Origin of the sequence: Rhodococcus tukisamuensis NBRC 100609 (genome assembly GCF_001894985.1) — a bacterium.
Lineage (GTDB): Bacteria > Actinomycetota > Actinomycetes > Mycobacteriales > Mycobacteriaceae > Rhodococcus_G > Rhodococcus_G tukisamuensis.
On sequence record NZ_BCXG01000026.1, the window covers coordinates 34,394 to 59,014 of the forward strand.

At 70.4% G+C, this 24,621-nt stretch carries 20 protein-coding genes; 9 read left to right on the plus strand and 11 right to left on the minus strand.

Features of this window, described 5'->3' with window-relative positions; all coding sequences use genetic code 11:
* Positions 1–10: 10 nt before the first annotated feature.
* Both glpX and RT2_RS20815 read left to right on the plus strand, forming a co-directional pair.
* On the plus strand, positions 11–1,051 hold the full coding sequence (glpX, locus tag RT2_RS20810) for a class II fructose-bisphosphatase (RefSeq protein ID WP_072846709.1): 1,041 nt from the start codon (positions 11–13) through the stop codon (positions 1,049–1,051).
* A 79-nt stretch (positions 1,052–1,130) separates the two neighbouring features.
* Positions 1,131–2,534 carry a class II fumarate hydratase gene (locus tag RT2_RS20815; RefSeq protein ID WP_072846710.1) on the plus strand — a complete coding sequence of 468 codons (1,404 nt, stop codon included), beginning with the start codon at positions 1,131–1,133 and terminating at the stop codon, positions 2,532–2,534.
* An 8-nt stretch (positions 2,535–2,542) separates the two neighbouring features.
* Here the strand turns inward: RT2_RS20815 and RT2_RS20820 are convergent, their stop codons facing one another.
* A complete protein-coding gene (locus RT2_RS20820) occupies positions 2,543–3,193 on the minus strand; it encodes a L,D-transpeptidase family protein (protein ID WP_072846711.1) in 651 nt (216 codons plus the stop codon).
* Positions 3,194–3,283: 90 nt separating this feature from the next.
* Between RT2_RS20820 and RT2_RS20825 the strand changes: the two genes are divergently transcribed.
* Both RT2_RS20825 and RT2_RS20830 read left to right on the plus strand, forming a co-directional pair.
* On the plus strand, positions 3,284–3,817 hold the full coding sequence (locus RT2_RS20825) for a limonene-1,2-epoxide hydrolase family protein (protein WP_083577527.1): 534 nt from the start codon (positions 3,284–3,286) through the stop codon (positions 3,815–3,817).
* Positions 3,814–4,248 carry a carboxymuconolactone decarboxylase family protein gene (locus RT2_RS20830; RefSeq protein WP_072846712.1) on the plus strand — a complete coding sequence of 145 codons (435 nt, stop codon included), beginning with the start codon at positions 3,814–3,816 and terminating at the stop codon, positions 4,246–4,248. The genes RT2_RS20825 and RT2_RS20830 overlap by 4 nt, the downstream gene beginning before the upstream one ends.
* Positions 4,249–4,307: 59 nt before the next feature.
* Here the strand turns inward: RT2_RS20830 and phoH2 are convergent, their stop codons facing one another.
* The 3 genes from phoH2 to glyA form a co-directional block, all read right to left on the minus strand.
* A complete protein-coding gene (gene phoH2 / locus RT2_RS20835) occupies positions 4,308–5,618 on the minus strand; it encodes an RNA 5'-3' helicase PhoH2 (protein WP_072846713.1) in 1,311 nt (436 codons plus the stop codon).
* A gap of 301 nt (positions 5,619–5,919) precedes the next feature.
* A complete protein-coding gene (locus tag RT2_RS20840) occupies positions 5,920–10,161 on the minus strand; it encodes a bifunctional nitrate reductase/sulfite reductase flavoprotein subunit alpha (RefSeq protein WP_072846714.1) in 4,242 nt (1,413 codons plus the stop codon).
* A 226-nt stretch (positions 10,162–10,387) separates the two neighbouring features.
* Positions 10,388–11,701 (minus strand): serine hydroxymethyltransferase, encoded by a 1,314-nt coding sequence (gene glyA, locus RT2_RS20845; RefSeq protein ID WP_072846715.1) that lies wholly within the window; start codon positions 11,699–11,701, stop codon positions 10,388–10,390.
* Between the two features lie 191 nt (positions 11,702–11,892).
* On the opposite strand from glyA, the gene RT2_RS20850 reads away from it, so the two are divergent.
* Positions 11,893–12,366: a nuclear transport factor 2 family protein gene (locus RT2_RS20850; protein ID WP_072846716.1), complete on the plus strand. Its 474-nt coding sequence runs from the start codon at positions 11,893–11,895 to the stop codon at positions 12,364–12,366.
* A 3-nt stretch (positions 12,367–12,369) separates the two neighbouring features.
* On the opposite strand, the gene RT2_RS20855 is transcribed toward RT2_RS20850, so the two are convergent.
* Complete coding sequence (locus tag RT2_RS20855; RefSeq protein WP_072846717.1) at positions 12,370–13,590, minus strand: DUF885 domain-containing protein; 1,221 nt, start codon at positions 13,588–13,590, stop codon at positions 12,370–12,372.
* A gap of 149 nt (positions 13,591–13,739) precedes the next feature.
* Here RT2_RS20855 and coaA point away from each other — a divergent pair, with 149 nt between their 5' ends.
* Entirely contained in the window at positions 13,740–14,672 is a 933-nt protein-coding gene (coaA, locus tag RT2_RS20860; protein WP_072846718.1) for a type I pantothenate kinase, read from the plus strand.
* 69 nt (positions 14,673–14,741) lie between these two features.
* On the opposite strand, the gene RT2_RS20865 is transcribed toward coaA, so the two are convergent.
* On the minus strand, positions 14,742–15,509 hold the full coding sequence (locus RT2_RS20865; RefSeq protein ID WP_072846719.1) for an isoprenyl transferase: 768 nt from the start codon (positions 15,507–15,509) through the stop codon (positions 14,742–14,744).
* A 174-nt stretch (positions 15,510–15,683) separates the two neighbouring features.
* Between RT2_RS20865 and trhA the strand changes: the two genes are divergently transcribed.
* Entirely contained in the window at positions 15,684–16,349 is a 666-nt protein-coding gene (gene trhA, locus RT2_RS20870) for a PAQR family membrane homeostasis protein TrhA (protein WP_072846720.1), read from the plus strand.
* A 31-nt stretch (positions 16,350–16,380) separates the two neighbouring features.
* On the opposite strand, the gene RT2_RS20875 is transcribed toward trhA, so the two are convergent.
* Genes RT2_RS20875 through mca form a run of 3 tightly spaced genes read right to left on the minus strand, consistent with a single transcriptional unit; the run spans position 16,381 to position 19,616 of the window.
* Positions 16,381–18,399 carry a thioredoxin domain-containing protein gene (locus RT2_RS20875; protein ID WP_072846721.1) on the minus strand — a complete coding sequence of 673 codons (2,019 nt, stop codon included), beginning with the start codon at positions 18,397–18,399 and terminating at the stop codon, positions 16,381–16,383.
* A complete protein-coding gene (locus RT2_RS20880) occupies positions 18,400–18,723 on the minus strand; it encodes a hypothetical protein (RefSeq protein WP_072846722.1) in 324 nt (107 codons plus the stop codon).
* Complete coding sequence (mca, locus tag RT2_RS20885; protein WP_072846723.1) at positions 18,720–19,616, minus strand: mycothiol conjugate amidase Mca; 897 nt, start codon at positions 19,614–19,616, stop codon at positions 18,720–18,722. The genes RT2_RS20880 and mca overlap by 4 nt, the downstream gene beginning before the upstream one ends.
* Positions 19,617–19,824: 208 nt before the next feature.
* Between mca and RT2_RS20890 the strand changes: the two genes are divergently transcribed.
* Positions 19,825–20,250, plus strand: coding sequence for a DUF4307 domain-containing protein (locus RT2_RS20890; protein ID WP_072846724.1), 426 nt, complete (start codon positions 19,825–19,827; stop codon positions 20,248–20,250).
* A gap of 249 nt (positions 20,251–20,499) precedes the next feature.
* Positions 20,500–20,994: a transcription elongation factor GreA gene (gene greA / locus RT2_RS20895; RefSeq protein ID WP_072846725.1), complete on the plus strand. Its 495-nt coding sequence runs from the start codon at positions 20,500–20,502 to the stop codon at positions 20,992–20,994.
* Positions 20,995–21,132: 138 nt separating this feature from the next.
* Here the strand turns inward: greA and RT2_RS20900 are convergent, their stop codons facing one another.
* Both RT2_RS20900 and RT2_RS20905 read right to left on the minus strand, forming a co-directional pair.
* Complete coding sequence (locus RT2_RS20900) at positions 21,133–23,070, minus strand: SEC-C metal-binding domain-containing protein (protein ID WP_245709473.1); 1,938 nt, start codon at positions 23,068–23,070, stop codon at positions 21,133–21,135.
* 58 nt (positions 23,071–23,128) lie between these two features.
* Positions 23,129–24,460 carry a C40 family peptidase gene (locus RT2_RS20905; protein ID WP_072846726.1) on the minus strand — a complete coding sequence of 444 codons (1,332 nt, stop codon included), beginning with the start codon at positions 24,458–24,460 and terminating at the stop codon, positions 23,129–23,131.
* Positions 24,461–24,621: the final 161 nt, after the last annotated feature.

A 24,621-nucleotide genomic window follows, 5' to 3' on the forward strand; every position in this document is an offset into this window, starting at 1 on the left:
GGCACTGCCCATGACGGCCAGCACCCCATCGAGTCGCCGCGAGGCCCCGGATCGCAACCTCGCGCTGGAGCTCGTCCGAGTGACCGAAGCCGGTGCCCTGGCGGCCGGCCGCTGGGTCGGCAAGGGCGACAAGGAGGGCGGGGACGGCGCGGCCGTCGACGCGATGCGTCAGCTCGTGAGCAGCGTGTCCATGCGCGGCGTCGTCGTGATCGGTGAGGGCGAGAAGGACGAGGCGCCCATGCTGTTCAACGGCGAGGAGGTCGGCAACGGCGACGGCCCCGACTGCGACTTCGCGGTCGACCCGGTCGACGGCACCACGCTGATGTCCAAGGGCATGCCGAACGCGATCTCCGTGCTCGCCGTCGCCGAGCGCGGCGCGATGTTCGATCCGTCCGCCGTGTTCTACATGGAGAAGATCGCCGTCGGCCCGGACGCCGCCGACGTCATCGACATCACCGCCCCGATGGCCGAGAACATCAAGCGGGTCGCGAAGGTCAAGAAGGCGTCGGTCTCCGACGTCACCGTCTGCATCCTGGACCGGCCCCGCCACGCCAAGCTGATCGCCGAGGTCCGCGCGACCGGCGCCCGTATCCGGCTGATCTCGGACGGCGACGTCGCCGGCGCCATCGCCGCGGCCCGCCCCGAGTCCGGCACCGACATGCTGGTCGGCATCGGCGGCACCCCCGAGGGCATCATCGCCGCGGCCGCGATGCGCTGCATGGGCGGCGCCCTGCAGGGCAAGCTCGCCCCGACCGACGACGACGAGCGCCAGAAGGCCATCGACGCGGGCCACGACCTGGACCGCGTGCTGCTCACCGAGGACCTGGTCTCCGGCGAGAACGTCTTCTTCACCGCAACCGGCGTCACCGACGGCGACCTGCTGCGCGGCGTCCGCTACTACGGCGGCGGCGCGAGCACCCAGTCCATCGTGATGCGCAGCAAGTCCGGCACCGTGCGCATGATCGACGCGTACCACCGCCTCGAGAAGCTGCGCGAGTACTCGTCCGTCGACTTCGACGGCGAAGAGGGCGCGGTTCCGCCCACCTTCTGATCCCCCGCTGTCCGCGCCCTCCCCCGATCCGATCGGAGGAGGGCGCGGACAGTTGTTTCTGGTGGCAAGCTTGGTTGGCATGACGGACAACAGCGAATCGCAGTTCCGGATCGAGCGCGACACCATGGGTGAAGTCCGGGTCCCCAAGGATGCACTCTGGCGCGCGCAGACTCAGCGCGCCGTCGAGAACTTCCCGATCAGCGGCCGCGGTCTCGAACGCGCCCAGATCCGCGCGATGGGTCTGCTCAAGGCCGCGTGCGCGAAGGTCAACAAGGACCTCGGGCTGCTCGACGCCGACAAGGCCGACGCCATCGTCGCCGCCGCCAACGAGATTGCCGACGGCCGCCACGATGACCAGTTCCCGATCGATGTCTTCCAGACCGGGTCCGGCACCAGCTCGAACATGAACGCCAACGAGGTCATCGCGAGCATCGCCATGGCCCACGGCGTCGAGGTGCACCCCAACGACCACGTGAACATGTCGCAGTCATCTAACGACACGTTCCCCACCGCGACGCACGTCGCCGCGACCGAGGCCGCGGTCACCCAGCTGATCCCCGCGCTCGACCACCTACGTCTGGCCCTCGGCGACAAGGCCGCGCAGTGGCGGACCGTGGTCAAGTCGGGCCGCACCCACCTGATGGACGCCGTCCCGGTCACCCTCGGCCAGGAGTTCGGCGGCTACGCCCGGCAGATCGAGGCGGGCGTCGAACGCGTCATGGCGGCGCTTCCCCGGCTGGGCGAGTTGCCGATCGGCGGGACCGCGGTCGGGACCGGACTCAACGCCCCCGACGGGTTCGGACCCAAAGTTGTTGCGGAACTTGTCAAGTCGACCGGGCTGGACTCCCTGACCCCGGCACGGAACAGCTTCGAGGCGCAGGCCGCCCGCGACGGCCTGGTGGAGGCGTCCGGCGCACTGCGCACCGTCGCGGTGTCACTGACGAAGATCGCCAACGACATCCGGTGGATGGGCTCCGGACCGCTGACCGGACTGGGCGAGCTGCACCTGCCGGACCTGCAGCCCGGCAGCTCGATCATGCCCGGCAAGGTCAACCCGGTGCTGCCCGAGGCCGTCACCCAGGTCGCGGCGCAGGTGATCGGCAACGACGCCACCGTCGCCTGGGGTGGCGCCGCGGGCGCCTTCGAACTCAACGTGTACATCCCGGTGATGGCCCGCAACCTGCTCGAGTCGTTTCGGTTGCTGGCCAACGTCTCCCGACTGTTCGCCGACCGGTGCGTTGCGGGACTCGAGGCCGACATCGAGCGTCTACGGACACTCGCCGAGTCGTCCCCGTCCATAGTCACGCCGCTCAACTCCGCGATCGGCTACGAGGAGGCGGCCGCCGTCGCCAAACAGGCACTGAAGGAGAAGAAGACGATCCGGCAGACCGTGATCGACCGTGGACTGATCGGCGACACACTCTCCGAGGCGGAGCTCGACCAACGGCTCGACGTGCTCGCCATGACGAAGGTCGAGGAATAGCGTTCGGCTCAGCCCGTGATCGCGATGACCGCGCCGGGCCGCAGCCAGCGGATCAACCACACCAGCGGGGCCTCGTCGACGGCGACACAGCCCTCGGTGGGCTGGCCGTTGGCCACATGCAGGAAGAACGCGCCGCCCCCACCTGGCCGCCGCTCCGCGTTGACGCCCATCACCACCGCGTAGCGGTATGCCGGGATCGCGAGCTGCTCGCTCTGCGACTCGTCGAAGCCGCAGCTGCCGGGCGGGCACACCTGGTGGGTGTTGTAGGTCGGGCTCTGCCGGTCGCCGTCCCACCAGTCGTCCGGGCCCACCACCCGGTAGGGCAGCCCGCCGCCCGGGGACGGCTGGGTGCCGAACGCCGCGTCGAGGGTGAACACACCCTCCGGAGTGGCCGGCACGCCGTCCGCCGCCTCCGCCGCGAAACCCGCGGCCCCCACCTCCGCGGGAATCGCCGGCGAGATCCGGTGCCAACCGAGCGGGGAGCGCTGCCAGGCCTCGACGGTGGTACCCGCACCCGAGCCGCGGACGGCGATCACCTGGTTCGCGGAGCCGACCGCGTGGTCGAACCACGGACCTTGCGCGACCGCGTGTGGCGCACACAGCAGGGCTAGCAACGTCGCGACGACAACCGAGAGGACCGCGCTACCCGCTCTCCGCATCAGGACATAGTGACGTGAGTCACAGGCCCCGTCAACCCCGATAGGCTCTACCTGGCCCGACCGGGCCCGGCGCCGTCCCCAGGAGCACCCGTGGATCCCACCGCATCGACCGACCGTCGCGACGCCGCCGTGGCGACGGTGACCGACTTCTTCGCCGCACTCGACGCACTCGACGTCCCTCGTGCCGGTACGTTTCTCACCCCGGACGTGGTGTGGCGGAACACGACGCTGCCCACACTCCGGGGGCTGCCGACGGTCACCCGGGCGCTGCGGGCCGCGGCCCGGCCACGGTGCCGGTTCGAGGCCGTCGTGCACCACATCGCCAGCGACGGCGACGCGGTGCTCGTCGAGCGGACAGACACGCTGACACTCGGCCCGCTGCGTTCGACCTTCTGGGTGTGCGGCACCTTCGAGATCCGCGACGGGAAGATCGCCGTGTGGCGGGACTACTTCAGTTGGCGCAACGTCCTTCTCGGCGCCGTGACCGGCACGCTCCGGTCGGTGCGGGGCCGACAGCGACACCTCCCGGCGGCCCCGGGCCACGGACGCTCCACGGGTACGATTCCGGGTGCGGCGCCCGCGACGGTGCCGCCGGACTACCCACGGAAAGACCAGGTCAAATGAGCAATCAGGACGACACCTCCATCTCCCCCACCTCCCCCGCATTCGACGCCGGGCTCGCGGTCCGCACCGAGGTCATGGGTGCGGACTTCGTGGACGCGGCCTTCGAGCGCACCCGGGGAACGGACGGCGAGGCACTTCAGGAGTTCGTCACCGCGAACGTGTGGGGATCGGTCTGGACCCGCCCCGGCCTCGACCGCCGCAGTCGCAGCCTGATCAACCTGGGCATGCTGATCGCCCTGCGGGCGGAGAACGAACTGCGTGGCCACGTCCGCGGCGCGCTGCGAAACGGGTTGACCCGCACCGAGATCGTCGAAACGGTGATCCACGCCAGCGCCTACTGCGGGGCACCGGCCGGGCTGGCCGCGATGCGCGTCGTGCAGGAGGTCCTGACCGCGGAACTCGGACCGCTGGAGCCGTCGACCGAGTCCTGACCCGGACGCCCGGTGCCGCATCGGCCTGACCGATGCGGCACCGGGTCGAACAGTCCCGGTCAGGCGGTGGGGCCGAACTCCTCGAGCATCTCCGTCACCAGTGCCGCGATCGGCGAACGCTCGCTGCGGGTGAGCGTGACATGCGCGAACAGCGGATGCCCCTTGAGCTTCTCGATCACCGCGGCGACCCCGTCGTGCCGGCCGACGCGCAGGTTGTCCCGCTGCGCGACGTCGTGGGTCAGGACCACCCGTGACCCGCTGCCCAGCCGGGAGAGCACGGTCAGCAGCACGTTGCGCTCGAGGGACTGCGCCTCGTCCACGATGACGAAGGAGTCGTGCAGGGACCGACCGCGAATGTGGGTGAGCGGCAAGACCTCCAGCATGCCGCGGGCGATCACTTCGTCCATCACCTCCGGGCTGGCGAGGCCGTCGAGGGTGTCGAAGACCGCCTGCGCCCACGGCCCCATCTTCTCGCTCTCGCTGCCCGGCAGGTAGCCCAGTTCCTGGCCACCGACCGCGTACAGCGGGCGGAACACCACCACCTTGCGATGCGACCGGCGTTCGAGCACCGCCTCCAGTCCCGCCGTCAACGCCAGTGCCGACTTCCCGGTGCCCGCTTTGCCGCCGAGGGAGATGATGCCGATGCTCTCGTCCAGCAGCAGGTCCAGGGCGATCCGCTGTTCGGCCGAGCGTCCGTGCAGCCCGAACGCCTCGCGCTCGCCCCGCACCAACTGCACGCGCTTGTCCGGGGTGACCCGACCGAGGGCGCTGGAGCGACCGCCGATCAGCCGGATCCCGGTGTGGCACGGCAGGTCCCGCGCGTCGTCCAGGTCTGCGACACCCTCGCCGAACAACTCGTCGATGCGAGCCGAGTCGACCTCGAGCTCCGCCATGCCCGTCCACCCGGACGCCACCACGTCGTGGGCGTGGTACTCGTCGGCCGGCAGGCCCACGGCGCCCGCCTTGACCCGGAGCGGGATGTCCTTGCTCACCAGCACCACGTCCCGGCCCTCGGCCGCCAGATTGAGCGCGCAGGCCAGGATCCGGGAGTCGTTCGAGTCGGTTCGGAACCCGACCGGCAGCACCGCCGGGTCGGTGTGGTTCAACTCGACCTGCAGCGTTCCGTCCTCGGTGCCGATCGGCACCGGCCGGTCCAGTCTCCCGTGCTCGATCCGCAGGTCGTCGAGCATTCGAAGTGATTCTCGCGCAAACCATCCGAGCTCGTGGTGGTGACGCTTGCCCTCGAGCTCGCTGATCACCACCAGCGGCAGCACCACTTCGTGCTCGGCGAATCGCGTGACAGCCCAGGGATCCGAGAGCAGGACCGAGGTGTCGAGGACGTAGGTGCGGACGGAGCGGGATTCGGTCACGGTGGCTCCTCGACCTGCGCGGCACCCGCGCAAGCGGCGTTCGCTGGGCCGTTCGGTCCGGGTGGGACTTACGTCCCACAGGGGCCGGGCGCCGGCCCCTTCGCCCTGAACAAGTCAGTCACGATTCGAACCTCCCGGACGGGCGGCTTCTGCACCACCCGTTGACCTGAACGCTACGACGACACGCCACACACCTGTCGGACCAACACGATGAACGTTGTGTAAACGTCGGGTGGGACGTAACCGCCGAGACCTGCGCCCGCGGGCCACCGTCTCGTCCACAGCCGTTCGATCCGGTGGGTCAGTAGACGTCACGCACGTACCGCTTCTCCGCTGCGAGGGCCTTGACGTACGCCTCGGCGCTGCGGGGGGCAAGCCTGCCGAACTGCGCGACGATGCCGTTGAGGGCGACGTCCACGTCCTTCGCCATCCTGGCCGCGTCTCCACAGACGTAGAAGTGGGCACCGTTCTGCAGCCAGTCCCACAGCAGCGCCCCACGTTCGCGCATCCGGTCCTGGACGTAGACCTTCGCGGACTGGTCGCGGGAGAACGCGACGTCGAGTTCGGTGAGGAACCCGTCCCTGCGTAGCTCCTCGATCTCTTCGCGGTAGTAGAAGTCGGTCGCGGCGTGTTGCTCGCCGAAGAACAGCCAGTTCGGTCCGGTGTGTCCCAATGCTCGTCGCTCGTGCAGGAACGCGCGGAAGGGGGCGATGCCGGTGCCCGGCCCGACCATGATCATCGGGGTCTCGGAGTCGGCCGGGGGACGGAAGTGACTGGACTTCTGCACGTAGATTCCGATGTCGTCGCGGTCGGCGTAGTCGGCGAGGTACGTCGAGCACACCCCTCGCCGCGGGACGCCCGCGACGTTGTACCGAACGGCGGAGACCGTCAGCTGCACCTCGCGGGGGCTTGCCTTCGGGCTGGAGGAGATCGAGTACAGGCGCGGCTGAAGGGGTTTCAGGACAGTGAGCCACTCGTCGACGGAGGCTCGAACCGGGGACTGGCCGAGCACGTCGACGGACTGGCGCCCCCACGACCAGTCCTTGAGTGCGGACTTGTTCTCCGGCTTCATCAGTTCCGCAAGGTCCGCGTCCGCGGTGCGCTGTTGCACGAACCGGAGCAGGTCGCCGGTGAGGCGGGTGATCTCCAGGCGTTCGACGAGGGCAGTGCGCAGCGTCATCGCACCGTGCTCGGCTAGTTCGACGGCGGCATCCCCGTCGAGTCCGGTGACGGCGAGCCATTCGTCGACGAACGGGCTGCTGTTGCGGGGCCAGACCCCGAGTGCGTCGCCGGCCTCGTAGCTGACGGTGCCCGTCGGTAGGTGAAAGCCGAACTGCCGCACGTCCTTCGTCGACCCGGGCCGGTTGAGGACCACGTTGCGCGTCAGGGAGGTGACCAGCGGCGACTTCTTGCTGTACTGGCGCGTTTCGCTGGGTGCCGTCACCGTGCGGGCGCTGACCTTCGTCCCGGAATCGTCCGCGACGGCGTCGCGATCCGCCCCTCCGCCGATCGATGCCGGCGGGTTCTGCAGTTCGACCGCCACCGCGTCCAGCCACCCGGCGGCGGACTCTTCGTAGTCGGGTTCGCAGTCGACGCGGCCGACGATGCGGGTGGCGCCGAGCTCGGTGAGTCGGTCGTCGAGCTTTCGGCCGTGTCCGCAGAAGTCGTCGTAGTTGGAGTCGCCGAAAGCGATGACGGCGTAGCGCATCTCGGTCAGGCGCGGCGCGGTGTCCGAGCTCAGGACGTCCCACAGGCCGCTGCCGTTGTCCGGCGGTTCGCCGTCGCCGGTGGTACTGGTGATCAGGAGCAGCTCGCGTGTCGTCGGCAGGTCGGCCGACGCGAACTCCTCCATGCCGTGCATCACCACGGGCAGGCCGGCCTCGCCGAGCCGGGCGACGCAGGAGGCGGCGAATTCTTCGGCCGTACCGGTCTGCGAGGCCCAGAGCACCACGATCGGGGCCCGCCCGGGAACGGGCACCGCCGCCGGAACCGTCCGCGGGGCGCCGGGGGACGGCTCGGGCCGTTCGCCCCCGGGGACCGGGGTGCGCGAGAACAGCCCGGCCAGGACGCCGTCGACCCACATTCGTTTGCCGGCATCGAACGGGGTGTTCGCGGGCAGGGTCGGCACGCCGGGGGTGCGGCCCGCGTCCGACCGCAGGGCCGCCAGGAGTCCGGCGAGGTAGAGCTTCTCCAACGGGTCGAACTCGACTGCCGGCGTATCGGTCTGCCCGAGGACGGCGGCGAGGACGTCGAGTCGCGACGAACCGCCGTCCGAGGCGGCGGCGGGCGGCGCGGACGCGGCGGCGGGAGTTGCCTCCGGCGCATCGGCGGTCTCGGTGGGTGTGGCCTCGGGTGTGGACACGGCGACCTTGGTCAGAGTCACGGCACAGGCCTTGAACTCCGGCTGTTGCGAGGCGGGATCGATCGCGTCGTTGGTCACCGCGTTGACGGCCAGGTACTCGCCGAAGGAGTCGTTCCAGTGGAACGGCGCGAAGCAGTTCCCGGGACGCACCCGATCAGTGACCAGGGCCGGCAACACCGCGCGTCCGCGACGCGAGGACACCTCGATCGCGTCCTTGTCGGTGACACCGAGGCGGGCGGCGTCGTCAGGGTGGATTTCGATGAACGGCCCCGGATTGAGTTTGTTGAGCTTGGCTACCTTGCCGGTCTTGGTCATGGTGTGCCACTGGTGCGCGAGACGGCCGGTGTTGAGCAGGAACGGGTAGTCGTCGTCGGGCATTTCGGCGGGCGGCAGGTGCGGCCGGGCGAAGAACATCGCGCGGCCACTGGCGGTGGGGAACGCCAGTCGCGGCGCGGCGCCGTCCTCCCTGACGAGAAGCCGCTGGCTCACGCCGTCGTTGAGGTATCGGATGGGGTGACGGTCCTGATCGCTGTCGGGTGGGCACGGCCACTGGACCGGGCTCTCGCGAAGGCGCTCGTAGGTGATCCCCCGCAGGTCGTAGCCGGTCTTGGGATTCCAGAACTGCTTGATCTCCTCGAACACCTCCTCTGCGCAGGTGTAGGTGAACGCGTCCGCGTAGCCCATCTCGCAGGCGATCCGGGCAATGATCTGCCAGTCCGGCAGCGCCTGCCCGACCGGGTCCAGGGCCTGCTGGAACAGGGTCAGGTTGCGTTCGGAGTTGATCATCACTCCGTCGGACTCGGTCCACAGCGCCGCCGGGAGCAGCACGTCGGCGTACTCGTTGGTCTCGGTGCCGAGGAACGCGTCCTGGGTGACGACGAGTTCGGCCTTCTCGAGTCCGTCGAGGACGGTCTTGCGGTTGGCCACCGTCGCAACGGGATTGGTGCAGATGATCCAGCAGGCCTTGATCTCGCCGGCGGCCATCCGGGAGAACATGTCGATCGTCCCGCCGCCGATGTCGGTGCGCAGCGATCCGCGGGGGATTCCCCACCGGTCCTCGACGAACTCGCGGTCGTCGTCGAACATCACCGCCCGCTGGCCGGGCAGACCCGGTCCCATGTAACCCATTTCGCGCCCGCCCATGGCGTTCGGCTGGCCGGTCAGGGAGAACGGGCCACTGCCGGGCCGGCAGATCGCACCGGTGGCGAGGTGCAGGTTGCAGATCGCGTTGGTGTTCCAGGTCCCGTGCGTGCTCTGGTTCAAACCCATTGTCCAGCAGCTCATCCAGTTGCCGGCCTCGCCGATCCACTGCGCGGCGGTGCGGATGTCCGCCGCCGGGATTCCGGTGATCTCACTGACCTTGTCCGGGGCGAACTCCTCGAGGAAGCTGGGCATCACCTCCCAGCCCTCGGTGAATTCGTCGATGAACTCCGGATCGGTGTGACCGTTCTCGACGAGCAGATGCAGGAGTCCGTTGAGCAGCGCGAGGTCGGTGCCCGGCGCAACCTGCAGGAACAGGTCGGCCTTGTCCGCGGTGGCGCTGCGCCGGGGGTCGACGACGATCAGCTTCGCTCCGGCCTTGACCCGATCCATCATCCGCAGGAACAAGATCGGGTGGCAGTCGGCCATGTTGGCGCCGGTCACGAAGAAGACGTCGGCGTGCTCGAAGTCCTGGTACGAGCCGGGCGGCCCGTCGGCGCCGAGGGACTGCTTGTACCCGGTGCCGGCGCTGGCCATGCACAGGCGCGAGTTCGACTCGATCTGATTGGTGCCGATGAAACCCTTGGCCAGTTTGTTCGACAGGTACTGGGCCTCGAGAGACATCTGCCCCGACACGTACAGGGCCACCGCATCGGGGCCGTGCTCGTCGACGATCGCCCGCAACCGCTGCGCAGTGCCGGTGATGACGGCGTCCATGTCGGCCGCCTCGAGCGACTGTCCCCGGGCCGGCCGCAGATACGGCGACTCCATGCGGCCCGGTCCGGCCAGCATGTCCGCGGTCGTGGCGCCCTTGGTGCACAGTCGCCCGAAATTCGTGGGGTGGGACGCGAGGCCCGACGATTTCGCAGCCCTCCGGCGTCCCGTCTCCGGGTCGGTGACGATGTCGAGGACCAGGCCACACCCGACGCCGCAGTACGCGCAGAGTGTGTCGACACTGGTGCCGTCGCGGCGAGCGCCCATAGTCCGTGCATCCCTTCGGCCGCGGATCAAGGTCGCCACCGATCATCGGGCCCGGATGTTTCGGGACGTCACACCCGGTGTTGCGTATCGGTCAACACTTGCACTCCGTGGACGGGAATCGACTGTGCGGTTGCCGTGACCTCGACGTGCACGTCTGCGACCAGAACGGCGGCGGCCCGCACCCCCTCGTCGGGAGTGCGGGCCGCCGCGCGAGCCGTCGGTGACGTCAGACGTCCTTGGAGAGCAGTCCCCAGCCCTCGAGTCCGTCGTACAGCGGGAAGTCGAGCGCCAGCTTCGAGACCCGGGCCCGCAGGGCCGGCACGTCGGCGGCGGAGCCGGCGGCCAGCGCGGTGCCGATGATGTCGGCGACCTCGGTGAACTCGGCTTCGCCGAAGCCGCGGGTGGCCAGCGCGGGGGTGCCGATGCGCAGGCCCGACGGGTTCATCGGCGGGCGCGGGTCGAACGGCACGGCGTTGCGGTTGACCGTGATGCCGATCTCGTGCAGGAGGTCCTCGCCCTGCTGGCCGTCGAGCTGCGAGTGGCGCAGGTCCACCAGCACCAGGTGCACGTCGGTGCCGCCGGTCAGCACGGAGATGCCGTTGCCCGCGACGTCGGCGCCGGTGAGGCGCTCGGCGAGGATCTTCGAGCCCGCGATGGTGCGGGCCTGACGGTCCTTGAACTCGTCGGTGGCGGCGATCTTCATCGCGACGGCCTTCGCGGCGATCGCGTGCATCAGCGGCCCGCCCTGCTGGCCCGGGAAGACCGCGGAGTTGAGCTTCTTGGCCCATTCCTGCTTGGCCAGAATCATGCCGGAGCGGGGTCCGCCGAGCGTCTTGTGCACGGTGGTGGAGACGACGTCGGCGTGCGGCACCGGCGACGGGTGCAGACCCGCGGCGACCAGGCCGGCGAAGTGCGCCATGTCGACCCACAGCTTGGCGCCGATCTCGTCGGCGATCGAACGGAAGGCCGCGAAGTCGAGGTGGCGCGGGTACGCGGACCAGCCGGCGATCAGCACCTGCGGGCGCTCGGCCAGTGCGGTCTCGCGCACCTGGTCCATGTCGACGACGTGGGTGTCCTCGCGGACGCCGTAGGACGCCACCTCGTACAGCTTGCCGGAGAAGTTCAGCTTCATGCCGTGGGTGAGGTGCCCGCCGTGCGCGAGGTCCATGCCCATCAGCTTCTCGCCCGGGTTCATCAGCGCCATCAGCACCGCGGCGTTGGCCTGCGCGCCTGCGTGCGGCTGCACGTTCGCGAACTCGGCGCCGAAGACGGCCTTGGCACGCTCACGCGCGAGGTTCTCCACGACGTCGACGTGCTCGCACCCGCCGTAGTAGCGGCGGCCCGGGTAGCCCTCGGCGTACTTGTTGGTGAGCACGCTGCCCTGCGCCTGCAGGACCGCGCGCGGCACGAAGTTCTCCGAGGCGATCATCTCGAGGGTGTCGCGCTGACGGGCCAGCTCGCCGTTCATCGCCGCGGCGACCTCGGGGTCGAGTTCGGCGAGCGAAGCGTTGTTGACGTCGGTGCTGGGCACAGCGGTCATCGAAGATTCTCCAAGGGAAGCCGGGCAGGGGCGCTTCCAGTCTAGAACCGTGCGAACAGCACGAACCCCCGGGTCCTACCCCAGTTCGGTCCCGGTGATCGAGATCACAGCGACGAAGGCCCCGCGCGGCCGGGTCAACGTGCCCACCGGGCCGCCCGGCCCGAGCCCGCCGCGACCGCCCAGGAGCGCCCATGACCACAGCCGAGACGACGTTCGAGGACCTGCTCACCGAACGCGCGATCCTCCGATCCCTGACGCGGATCGCCCGGGCCATGGACGAGCGGGCCTGGGCCGCGCTGGACGACCTCGTGCTCGCGGACGCGACCGCGAACCTCGGCACCGGCGAGCTGACCGGCCTCCCCGACATCGTCGCCAGCATCCGCTCGTTCCTCGACGAGTGCGGTCCCACCCAGCACCTGCTCGGCAACGTCCTCGTCGAGGTCGACGGGGAGACCGCCACCAGCCGGGCGTACGTCAGCGACATGCACGTCGGCGCGGGCGACCGCTCGCACCTGACGTTCTGCACCCTCGGCGACTACCACGACGAGTGGGTCCGGCGCGGCGGCGAATGGCTGCTGAGCAGGCGGGTGAAGGTCAGCAGCGCGCACACCGGATCGTTCGAGGTCCTCGGACCCGGTCCGGCCGGATGGGCACCGCGCGGCTGAGCGTCAGCGCAGCGCGGACGGGATCAGCGGCTCGTCGAGCAGTCGCCGGAACAGCTCCGACCGCTCGTCCGCGTCCGCGCCCCGGTCCAGCCAGGACCCGAGCAGCCGGTATCCCTCCACGTAGGTGGACGTATAGGCGCGCCACAGCGGCGAGGACAGGAACCGCAGCGACTGCCGGGCCCGGTCCGGAGTGGTGAGCGTCCAGCGCTGCAGGAACTGGGCGACCTCGTCGTGGTCACGGCCGCGGTCGTGCAGCAGCAGGGCCGCGTCCTGCCTGACCCCGAGCAACTTGCCCGACGCCGCCGAGAGCGCCTCCGCCCGCTCGCCGTCGAAGCGCAGCCCCAGGTCCGCGTAGATCTCCTGCGCCCACAGCCCCCAGCCGGCACCGCCGGTGCCTCCGACGATCGACTTCAGCGCCAGGTCCGCCAGCCCCTCCGCCATCAGGCACTGCGGGGTGTTCACGAGGAACAGGGTCTGCTCCTGCTGCCCGGCGGCCACCAGCCCGGCCTCCTTGCGGCAGTGCTCGGTGTGGTGGCCGGGGTACGACTCGTGCGCGATCAGGTGCGGCAGGTTCGCCATGTGCTGCTTGAGGTCGGAGTTGATCGCGACCCGGGACCGGTAGTCCCCCAGGTAGTAGTTGAATCCCGACCACGGCTTGTCGCCGACCACCTCGTACTCGACGCGCTCGGTCTCCGGCAGCGGGTAGCGGTCGCGGACCAGGTCGCGCAGCGCGCTGGAGAAGGCCTCGACGCACTCGGCCAGCCGCTCCGGCGGGATCTCGTCGGCGGACCGGTGTGCCTGCAGACGTTCGGCCAGCGACCGCGTCGGGTCCGCCGCCCCGCCGCCGGCGAGCACCTCGTCCATCGCCCGGTGCGCGTCCCGGTAGTCCTCCTCCGACCCCGGCTCGATGCGGACGTCGAAGTAGGCGTGAACCTCGTCGACGAAGCCGATGTCCTCGCCGGCGAACTTGCGGCCGGAGCACTCGAGCGCGCGCAGGTGGACGTCGAGGAAGGCCGCGCGGTCCGCGGTCAGGTCCACGTCGGGCAGCTCCGTGCGCAGTTCCGCGGCCCGCCGGGCCAGGTCCCTCGGCAGCGGCGCCGGCGCGTCCGCCACCTGACGACGCAGCGCCGGGTCGCCGGTGTAGGCGTCGACGAAACCCTCCTCCAACCGGTCGAAACCGAGCCCCAGCAGCAGGTATTCGCGGACGAACGCAACGGGATCCATGTGGACCGAGGGTAGTGCGCCGCCCGGCCGGCGCGGCGGCGGACTCGCGCCAGGACCTCGGGGCAGAGCGCGCAATCCGGACCCGCCGCAGCGGGCCGGTGTGTGAACGCGCACAATTCGACCATGCAGACCGAGCGCGAGGTGAGCGCATGGCCAAGGTGAGCGAGTCCAGCCCGTACGTCGAATTCGACCGTAAACAGTGGCGGACCCTGCGTAAGTCCACCCCGCTGGTGCTCACGGAGGAGGAGCTCCTCGGCCTGCGCGGTCTGGGCGAGCAGATCGACCTCGACGAGGTCGCCGAGGTGTACCTGCCGCTCTCACGTCTGATCCACCTGCAGGTGGCGGCCCGGCAGCGGCTCTTCGCGGCCACCGCCACCTTCCTCGGCGAGAAGCACCCCGACCGCCAGGTCCCCTTCGTGATCGGCGTGGCGGGCAGTGTCGCGGTCGGCAAGTCGACCACCGCCCGCGTCCTGCAGGCACTGCTGGCCCGCTGGGACCACCACCCGCGGGTGGACCTGGTGACCACCGACGGATTCCTCTACTCGACCGCGGAGCTGACCCGGCGGGGCATCATGCACCGCAAGGGTTTTCCCGAGAGCTACGACCGCCGCAAGCTGCTGCGTTTCGTCACCGAGGTCAAGTCGGGCGCGGAAGAGGTTGCGGCGCCGGTGTACTCACACCGGTCGTACGACGTGCTGGCCGGCCAGTACCACCTCATCCGGCAGCCCGACATCCTGATCATCGAGGGCCTCAACGTGCTGCAGACCGGCCCGCGGCTGATGGTCTCGGACCTGTTCGACTTCTCCATCTACGTCGACGCGCGGATCGAGGACATCGAACGCTGGTACGTCAAACGCTTTCTGGCGCTGCGCAAGACGTCGTTCGCCGACCCGAACGCACACTTCCACCACTACTCCGGACTGTCCGACGAGCACGCGACGGTGGCCGCGGAGGAGATCTGGAACTCCACCAACCGGCCGAACCTGGTCGAGAACATCCTGCCGACCCGGCCGCGCGCGACGCTGGTGCTCCGTAAGGACGCCGACCACTCGATCAACCGGCTCCGCCTGCGCAAGCTGTAGGCGACTGCGTCGCCCGTGCGCCTTTCTGGCAGCGCCCGCTACCAGAAGGGCGCACGGCCGCGGAGCGGCCTACGCGCCGAAGCGCCGGTGCCGGGCCGCGTAGTCGCGCAGGGCCCGCAGGAAGTCGACGCGGCGGAACTCCGGCCAGTACGCCTCGGTGAACCAGATCTCGGAGTACGCGCTCTGCCACAGTAGGAAGCCCGAGAGCCGCTGCTCCCCCGACGTCCGGATCACCAGGTCCGGGTCGGGCTGGCCGGAGGTGTACAGGTGACCGTCGATGCCCTCGACGCTCATCGCCTTGACCAGGTCGTCGCCGGTCAGGCCCTCGCGCAGCTTCTCGCTCAGCAGCGACTGCACCGCGTCGGCGATCTCCTGGCGGCCGCCGTAGCCGACCGCGACGTTCACGTGGCAGCCGGTGCCGCCCTGGGTGCCCTCGGCCGCCTCGCGCAGCCGGCGCGCCTGCGCGTCGGGCAGCAGGTCGAGCGTGCCGACGATCTTGACGCTCCAGTTGTGCGCGGGGCCCGAGATCTCCTCGACCACGTCGGTGATGATCTCGAGCAGCGTGTCCAGCTCTTCGGGCTCGCGGCGCAGGTTCTCGGTGGAGAGCAGGTAGATGGTGGCCATCTCGATGCCGGCCTCGTCGCACCACTGCAGCAGTTGCGCGATCTTGAGCGCACCCATCCGGTGACCGTGCGCGACGTCGGTGAAACCGTTCTCCCGCGCCCATCGGCGGTTGCCGTCGCACATCACCGCGACGTGGCGCGGCGTGCGAAGGCCCTCGAGTTTTCGGGTCAGCCGTCGCTCGTAGATGCTGTACAGCAGGTTCGGCACCTTCACCTGGACATCACCACGAGAGGTCACATTACGCCGCGCGCACCGGCGCCTCGCGCGGGCCGCCGCATTCCGCCGGCGACGGCCTCCCCGGCTGTCTGCGGGGCCGGTACAGTGACCACCGAACCCGAACCTACGGTACCGTAGGTTCGGCCGTCGTCACGATCACGGGAGCGCGACATGACCGCACTTGACCAGGCCCCCACTCCGGTGAAACCGCGACTGCGCGGCTGGATTCACCTGTGGGCATTCGGGGTCGCCGTCATCGCGGGCGCCGTCCTGGTGACCGGTGCCGTCGGCGTCTCGGCCCGCGCCGGATTCGCCACTGCCATCTATGCGGCGACGGTGTGCGGCGTATTCGGCGTCAGCGCCACGTACCACCGCGTGCACTGGCCGACGGTCCGCGCGCGGACCTGGATGAAGCGCGCCGACCACTCGATGATCTTCCTGTTCATCGCGGGCAGCTACACCCCGTTCGCGATGCTCGGGCTGCCGCCGGAGACCGGCCGCACCCTGCTGACCGTGGTGTGGGCGGGCGCGCTCGCCGGGGTGGCCCTGAAGATGCTGTGGCCCACGGCCCCGCGCTGGGTCGGTGTCCCGCTGTACCTGATCCTCGGCTGGGCGATCGTGCCCGTCGCGGGCGAGCTGGCCGGTCAGGTCGGCTGGGCGCCGCTGATCCTGCTCGCCGTCGGCGGGGTCCTCTACAGCGTCGGCGCCGTGCTGTACGCGACGAAGTGGCCCAACCCGTGGCCGGCGACCTTCGGCCATCACGAGTTCTTCCACGCCGGCACAGTGGTCGCCGCGCTGTGCCACTACGTCGCGGTGTGGCTGGTCGTGTTCGGCTGACCCGCGAACGCCGGGCCACAGCCGTCACGGACTACCTGCCCAGCGCGGCCCGCAGCTCCGAGGTCCCGGTAACCGGCCGGTCGCAGACCGACCCCCGGCAGACGTACGCCGCGGGGGCCCCGTCGACGAGCGGGCGGTCCGCCAGCAGCGGAACCGAGTCCGGCGCACCGCCGACCACGACCGCGCCTCCGGGCGCGGCGCGGCGGGCCGCGTCCAGCAACCCGGTCTCGGCACCGTCCGTCGCCACCGCGACCTGGATCGGGCCGCGCACCGACGCCTCCGCCACCGCCAGCCAGTGCCCCGCCGACCGCGCCGACCGGGCCAGCAGCGGCGCGCCCCGGTCCAGGGTGTCGGCGACCGCGGCGGCGTACCGCGTCGAGCGCTCCGGGTCCGACAGCGACGCCGCCAGCTGCAGCGCCTCCGCCATCGACGAGGCCCCAGACGGGGTCGCGCCGTCGAACGGGTCCCGCGGGCGGGTGATCAGCCGTTCGGCGTCGTCTGCGGTGTCGAACCAGCAGCCCGGCTCGGCCGGGTCCGCGAAGTGCGTGATCGCCAGGTCCACCAGTTCCTGTGCGCGGGTGAGCCACTCGGCCTCGCCCGTCGCCTGGTGCAGGGCGAACAGCCCGGTGGCAAGGCAGGCGTGGTCGTCGAGCACCCCGGCGGCCTCGCCGACGTGTCCGCCCAGCGAGGCCCGGCGCAGCCGGCCGTCCACCAGGTGTGCGTCGACCAGGTACCGCGCGCAGTCCGCGGCGGCGTCCACCCAGTCCGGGCGGCCGAATCCCGCACCGGCCTCGGCCAGCGCGGTGATCGCGAGCCCGTTCCAGGCGGTGACCACCTTGTCGTCGCGGGCGGGCTGCGGTCGGCGCGCGCGGGCCTCGAAGAGCTTCGCCCGCACCGTCGCCCACCGCGACCAGTCCTCGGGATCGGCGGGCAGCTGCAGCACCGAGGTGCCGGCCTCGAAGGTGCCCGCGGAACTCACCGCGAGCAGCCCTGCCGCCCAGACGCCGTCCTCGAAGCCCAGCACCGCGGCCAGCTCGTCGGGGGTCCACGCATAGGTCAGGCCCTCGACGCCCTCGGTGTCGGCGTCCAGCGCGGACGCGAAAGCGCCGCTGTCCGTGGACAGGTCACGCATCAGGAACCCTGCGGTCTCCTCGGCCACCCGGACCGCGAGCGCCGAGCCGGTGCGACGGCCCAGGTGCGCGTACAGCCGCAGCAGCTGCGCGTTGTCGTAGAGCATCTTCTCGAAGTGCGGAACCACCCAGTCGGCGTCCACCGCGTACCGGGCGAAGCCACCGCCGAGCTGGTCGTAGATGCCGCCGCGGGCCATCGCCTCCGCGGTCCGCGCCACGGCGGCCAGCGGGGTCCCGTCCCCGGTCCGCTCGTGCCCGCGCAGCAGCCCCTCCAGCAGCGCGGTGGGCGGGAACTTCGGCGCGCCGCCGAAGCCACCCCGGGCGACGTCCTCGTCGCGCAGCGCGGCGGCAGCCGCGGCGTCGAGCAGGGCCGCGTCCACCGGCAGCTGACCCCCGGGGACGCCGGCCGAATTGGCCTGCAGCTCAGCGGAGATCTGCGCGGACGCGCGCTGCACGTCGCCGCGGCGGGAGTGCCAGGTGTCGCTGATCGCCTCGAGCAGCTGGCCGAACGAGGGCATCCCGCCGCGCGGCGCGGGCGGGTAGTAGGTACCGCAGTAGAACGGCTCGGCGTCGGGGGTCAGGAAGCAGGTCATCGGCCACCCGCCCTGGCCGGTCATCGCGACCGTCGCGTTCATGTAGACCGCGTCGAGATCCGGCCGCTCCTCGCGGTCGACCTTGACGCAGACGAAGTTCGCATTCATGACCGCGGCGGTCGCCTCGTCCTCGAACGACTCGTGCGCCATCACGTGGCACCAATGACAGGCCGCGTAGCCGATCGACAACAGGATCGGCACGTCCCGTTCCCGCGCCCAGGCCAGCGCCTCCGGCCCCCACTGCTGCCAGTGCACCGGGTTGTCGGCATGTTGCCGCAGGTAGGGGCTGGTGGCCCCGCCGAGGGCGTTGCGGTCCTGGGCCGTCATCTAGCCGGGCGTCTGCGTCGGCGGTTCGGTCTTCTTCTTGCCGGTCTTCGGCGCGTCCACCTCGGGGTCCTTCGCCTCCGGCGCCTTCGCGGCGCCGCGGTCGGTGCCCTCGTCGGCGGCCTGGTCGGCCTCCGGGTGTTCCGGCTCGAAGGTGTCCGGCAGCTTCTTGAGCTGGCGGTTCATCGAGCGGATCAGCAGCGCGGTGCCGGCCAGCAGCACCAGGATGAGGATCAGGCCGAACGGCGAGGCCTTGCCGTACTCGGGCCCGGTGGGGGTTCCGGGGGTCTGCGCCAGCCAGTCGACTGCCGCGCTTGCCAAGATCACTTCTTCTCCTCGTGGTGCCCGCCACCGACATGGTCGATGCCGGCGAACAGGTCGGTTTCCGGAATGGCCGTGCGCACGCGGGTCTTCGCGAGCTCGAACTCCTCCGTCGGCCAGATCTTCTGCTGGATGTCCAGCGGCACGGCGAAGAACGACCCGTTCGGGTCGATCTGGGTGGCGTGCGCGCGCAGGGCGTCGTCGCGCTGCGGGAAGTGGTCACCGCAGGTGATCTGGGTGGTCACCCGGGCCATCAGGTCGCCCTGCTCGGTCTTCCACTTCTTGAGCCACTCCGCCATCGGGAACTCTTCGCCGCGACGGTCGTACTCCTCCTGGAACAGCTGCAGGCGCTTGCGGATGAAGCCGTGTGAGTAGTAGAGCTTCGAGATCTCCCACGGCTCGCCCGCGTCGGGGAACTGCTCCGGGTCCGCGGCGGCGTCGTAGGCCGCCATCGAGACCTCGTGGCAGCGGATGTGGTCGGGGTGCGGGTACCCGCCGTTCTCGTCGTACGTCGTCATGACGTGCGGACGGAACTCGCGGATGACACGCACCAGCGCCTCGGTCGGCTCCTCCAGGGGGACCAACGCGAAGCAGCCCTCGGGCAGCGGCGGCAGCGGGTCGCCCTCGGGTAGTCCGGAGTCCGTGAAGCCCAGCCAGGTCTGCTGCACGCCGAGGATCCGGGCCGCCTCGGCCATCTCCTCCTTGCGCACCTCGGTGATCCGGTTCCGGACCCCGGGGACGTCCATCGCGGGGTTGAGGATGTCTCCTCGCTCGCCGCCGGTCAGGGTGACCACCAGCACGTCGTTGCCCTCGGCCGAATACCGGGCCATCGTCGCGGCACCCTTGCTGGACTCGTCGTCGGGATGGGCGTGCACGGCCATGAGACGCAATCCGCTCACAGTGTTCCTTCACCTCAGCTTCGCCTGTCGGCCACAGTGGGCCCTGCCGGACGGTTCGGCGGACCGCGCCACCGGCACGCCGTTGTCCTTCCCCTATAGTTCCACCCGATACCTCCGACGTCAGCCGTGGCCCTGCCCAGCCGCCGGAAGATGGTGCGCCCCGCCGGGCGACGCAGCTCGCCCGGACCGCTGTACGAGAGCTGAGCCGATGACCGAGAACCTGCCCGCCGACCGCTACCCGACCCCCCAGCGCAGCCTGCGCGGGTCCCGGATCCTCGCGGTCGTGCTGAGTATCGGCGTCATCGCCCTCGGCGTCGCGCTCGCGTTCCTCGGCTACAACAAGTTCGACAACAAGGACGTCGAAGCGCAGGTCATCTCCTACGACATCGTCAACGAGTCCACCATCGGGGTCCGGTTCACCGTCACCCGCGAGGTGCCGTCCGACCCCGCTGTGTGCATCGTGCGGGCCCGCTCCCAGGACGGCTCGGAGACCGGCCGCCGCGAGGTGTACGTCTCGCCGTCGGAGAGCGGCACTGTCGAGATCACCCTGCCCATCCGAACCTCGCAGCGACCGGCGATCGCGGAGATCTACGGCTGCGGCAACGAGACCCCCGGATACCTCACCGCCGGCTGACCGGCGACGCGCACCGGAACTCGACCTCCGTCTGCAAAAACCCCCTTCGTGCTAGAATTCGCAGGTACACGGTTCCTGACTGGAACCGTGTATTGCTGCATTGGCGGCAGGGTGTACTGCTCACATGACTGAGCCAACCGGGGGATCACACTTTCCGGGGGACCGCGCGCGCTGCCACCGTCGACCGCTGGAGTTCAGCGGTCAGCCCGGGGGGCCCGCGAGGGTTCCGACTACGAGGAGTGATCGAGCATGACCGAGACCCAGGTGACCTGGTTGACCCAGGATTCCCACGACAGGCTCAAGAGCGAACTCGACCAGCTCATTGCCAACCGTCCGGTCATTGCGGCCGAGATCAACGAGCGCCGCGAAGAGGGCGACCTCAAGGAGAACGGTGGCTACCACGCCGCGCGCGAGGAGCAGGGTCAGCAGGAGGCGCGGATTCGTCAGCTGCAGGACCTGCTGAACAACGCCAAGGTCGGCGAGGCGCCCACCCAGTCCGGCGTGGCGCTGCCCGGTTCCGTGGTGAAGGTCTACTACGACGGCGACGACACCGACACCGAGACGTTCCTGATTGCCACTCGTGAGGAGGGTGTTCGGAACAACGAGCTCGAGGTCTACTCCCCCAACTCCCCGCTCGGCGCGGCGCTGCTCAACGCGACCGTCGGCGACACCCGGGAGTACACGCTGCCGAACAACAAGACCATGAAGGTCACGCTGGTCAGCGCGGAGCCCTACCACGCCTGACGCGCGTCTGCTTCCTTCACGACCCCGGTTCGAGCCTCGGCTCGGGCCGGGGTTTTGTGTTGTGCCGGCCGGCGCCCGGTGCCGTCCCGGTCCCACGGTGGGACCGGGACGTGCGGGGCGGGCGGCGGGACCGGGCGGTCAGCTCGACGCGAAGTGCCGGCCCAGGAATTCGACCAGCTGATCCGGCTCCACGTCGTCCGCGGCGAGCAGGTCGAGCAGCTCGTCGCGCGCATCCGGGTCGACGGGTTCCATCCCGCCGAGGGCCCGCATCGACTCCCCGGTGGGCAGCACCCGGGCGCACAGCAGTGCCCCGACGTCGAAGCTGCGGCTGCCCCACTCGTCGGTGACCTCGACCGGGTCACCGCCGCGCAGGTCCTGCAGCGTCAACGACTCGCCGGGCGCCGTCGCCAGCACCTCGTACACCGATCGCGCGGTGCCGAGCCACTGGCGGGCCAGCTCGAGTTCCCCGGCCGGCAGCAGTTCGCCCCGGCGCTCGACGAACAGCTCGAACACGCCGGCCTCGAACAACGTGACGTCGACGGCCAGGCCGCCCTCGAGCGCGCGGGGCAGGGCGTCCTCGTCGGACCAGTAGCCGGCCCGGATCTCGGCGAGGCTGTAGAGCAGGTCGAACAGTTCCGGTGTCCGCGCGAAGAGCTGCGCCTTGGTGTACAGCCAGGTCGCGTGGTCGTCGGCCGTCAGCTCCGACCGGCCGAGGTGGCACGACTTGTACTTGCGGCCGGACCCGCACCAGCACCGGTCGTTGCGGCCGAGGCCGGGATGCTCGGCGGCCTGGTACCGCTGCAGCACCTCGTGCAGCGCCTCCGACTCCCCGCCCTCGATGCGCCCGAGCAGCGACTGCGCCCGGGTCGCGTCGCCCGCGTCCGCGGCGAGCAGCGCGAGGTCGAAGATCGCGGGCACCCAGTCCGGGTCCCGGTCCAGCGCGCTCTCGTAGTGCGCCACCGCCGCCGAGACGTCGCCGAGCCGGTCCGCGGCCTTGGCCGCGATCCAGTGCGCCGACGCCTTCGCCCGCCGCGGCGCGTGTTCGAGCAGCGCCACCGCGACGGCGTGCAGCGCCGCGGTCCGGTCGTCCTCGGGCCCCGCCGCGAGGTCGAGCGCGGCGGCTGCGCTCACCGGGTCCGCGAGGCCGACGTAGGCCTCGGGCGACGCGGCCACCCGCTCCAGCGCCAACGCCATCGGGTCCTCGCCGTGCTCGGTCGCCTCGGCCACCTCGCGCACGAGGTAGGCGAAGTCCACCACCGCGCCGGCCTCCTCGGCGTGCAGTTCGTGCTCGCGCGCGATGATCCCGACCCGGGTGGCCCGGTGGAAGGCGTCGAAGTCGAACCCGCGGACCGCGAGGTAGTCGCTCTCCCAGGTGTAGCCGGCGGCCTCGATCAGCTCGGTGAGCGGCGCGACCGGCATGGTGAACAGTGCCGGGTCGTCGGCCATCAGCTGCCACAGGACCGAGTCCGACGGCTCCGCGCTGCCCTCGGCGATGATGTCGCCCAGTCGGTCCGCGAGTTCCGGAGCCTCCTCCGTCCGGTCGACGCGGACCAGACGCAACTCTCCGCCCGCCAACCCGAGCCCGATCAGGTCGCCGGCGGCGTACCCGTACAACGCGTCGGGCTGCAGCAGCAGCCGTTCCAGCTCCGGGGCGTCCGTGTCGAGTCGTCCCCGCTCCGCGAACACCTCGGCGTCGAAGTCGGGGAAGACCACGCTGAACTCTTCGTCGGCGTCCGGACCGCCCGGCGCGACGAGCGCGGTCAGCGGCGTCAGGTCCGGGACGATGTCGAGGATGCCCGACGCGATCTCCGCCTCGGACATCCGATGGGTGAGCACCCGCCCCTCGAGCGCCGTGTCGAGCGCCGCGTAGCGACCGTCGGTGAGGTAGCCGAGCCCGGGTGCGTCGAGGTAGGCGATGAGTTCGGCCAACTCGTCGGCCGGCCCGTGCCCCGCCTCGGCCAGCAGGTTCGCCCAGTCCTCCGTGGACTGCGGGCCCCGCTCACGCAACAGCGCCATAGCGGCATCGGCGAAGCCGTCGTCGAAGAGGTCGTCGCGGGCATCGCTCGAATCGGTCACCCGACGATCGTATGCGACCCCATCTGCCCCGCCGAAACGCCGAAGCGCCGCCGCCACCTCACAGGATGCGGCGGACCTTCATCCCGTCGAACACCGGGCCCACCTTGACCACGTCGCCGGTCTGCGGTGCGTGCACCATCTGCCCGTTGCCCATGTAGATCGCCACGTGTCCGGGCCCGCCCGACTGCCAGTTGCCGAACAGCAGGTCGCCCGGCCGGGCGGCCTCCAACGGGATCTCGACGCCGATGTTCCACTGCGTCTCGGAGGTACGGGGCAGCGTGAGCTTGTCGCCGGTCGCCGCGTACACCGCGTACGAGGTGAGGCCGGAGCAGTCGAAGCCGCCGCCGGACGGGCCGTTGACGTTGCCGCCGCCCCACACGTACGGCAGCCCGATGAACCGCAGCGCGGCCTCGACGACCTTGCTGCCGATGCTGCCGTCGGAGTTACCGAAGAAGGGCGCGAGGAGCATCGCGAACTGGGCCTCGGTGGCCCGGATCTTCTTCACGTACGGCTTGGTCTGGTTCTCGTAGTCCGGGAGACCCGACGGCATGCCCGCCGACCGGCGTACCGCACCCACGCCGGCGTTGTAGCCCGCGATGGTCAGGTCCAGCGTGTCGCCCTGGACCAGGCCCTGCTTCTTCCAACCGTCGATCTCGCCGTACATGTCGCACAGCAGGTGGCCGGACGCCATCACCGAGTCCGCGACGCCGAGGATGTCCGCCTTGCCGTCGCCGTCCGCATCCTTGCCGTACTTCTCCCAGGTACCCGGCATGAACTGACCGGGACCCTTCGCGCCGTCCCGCGAGACCGGCGCGGTAGGACCGAACCGGAAGCCGTTCTCCGCGTTGTACAGGGCGGCGAGGGTCGGTGCCTTGACGCCGTCGCAGATCTGGCCGGCCTTCTGCAGCCAGGGCACGAACACCGCGATGGCCCCGATCGGCGCGAGCGACACCCCGGGGAAGGCCGCGGGCAGCGACGACACCGCACGGGAGAGGTCACCGGCGAACGGGATGTCCGCCAACGCCGGCGGGGTCTCGTAACGTGGTGCGGCCACGGCGGGCGCCGGCGCGGGCGGCGGTAGCTGCGCCGCTGGCGGGGCGGCCGGTACGACCGCTGCGGCCGGCGGCTCCGGCGGCAGGTACGGACGCGCCGCGTCCGAGGCCGCGGCGGCCGCGTCCGAGACCGTCTGCCGGGCCTGTCCCTGCACCTGCTCGGGCAGCATCTCGATCGCGTCGTCCAACTGCTTGGACGCGGCGGGCGATGCCGCCTCGACCGATTGAATCACTTGCGCTACTTGGTCTTTGACCGGAAGTGGAATGTCTGCACCCTGTACGAGTCCGCCCAGAGCGGTCGCAACAGCCACGATAACCGCGGCGGGATCAACCGGCATTCGCAACTCCAAACTGCTTCGAGGTCCAATTGCGTACAACGGTAAGACTTGGGACGTCACTGCGGAGCAATTTCGTCACCTTGCCTAACGTTTTGCCCACCATTCGCTGATGTGCTCCCAGTATCGAGACATTTCGGCGCCGTGTTACCTGTTCCGGCAAT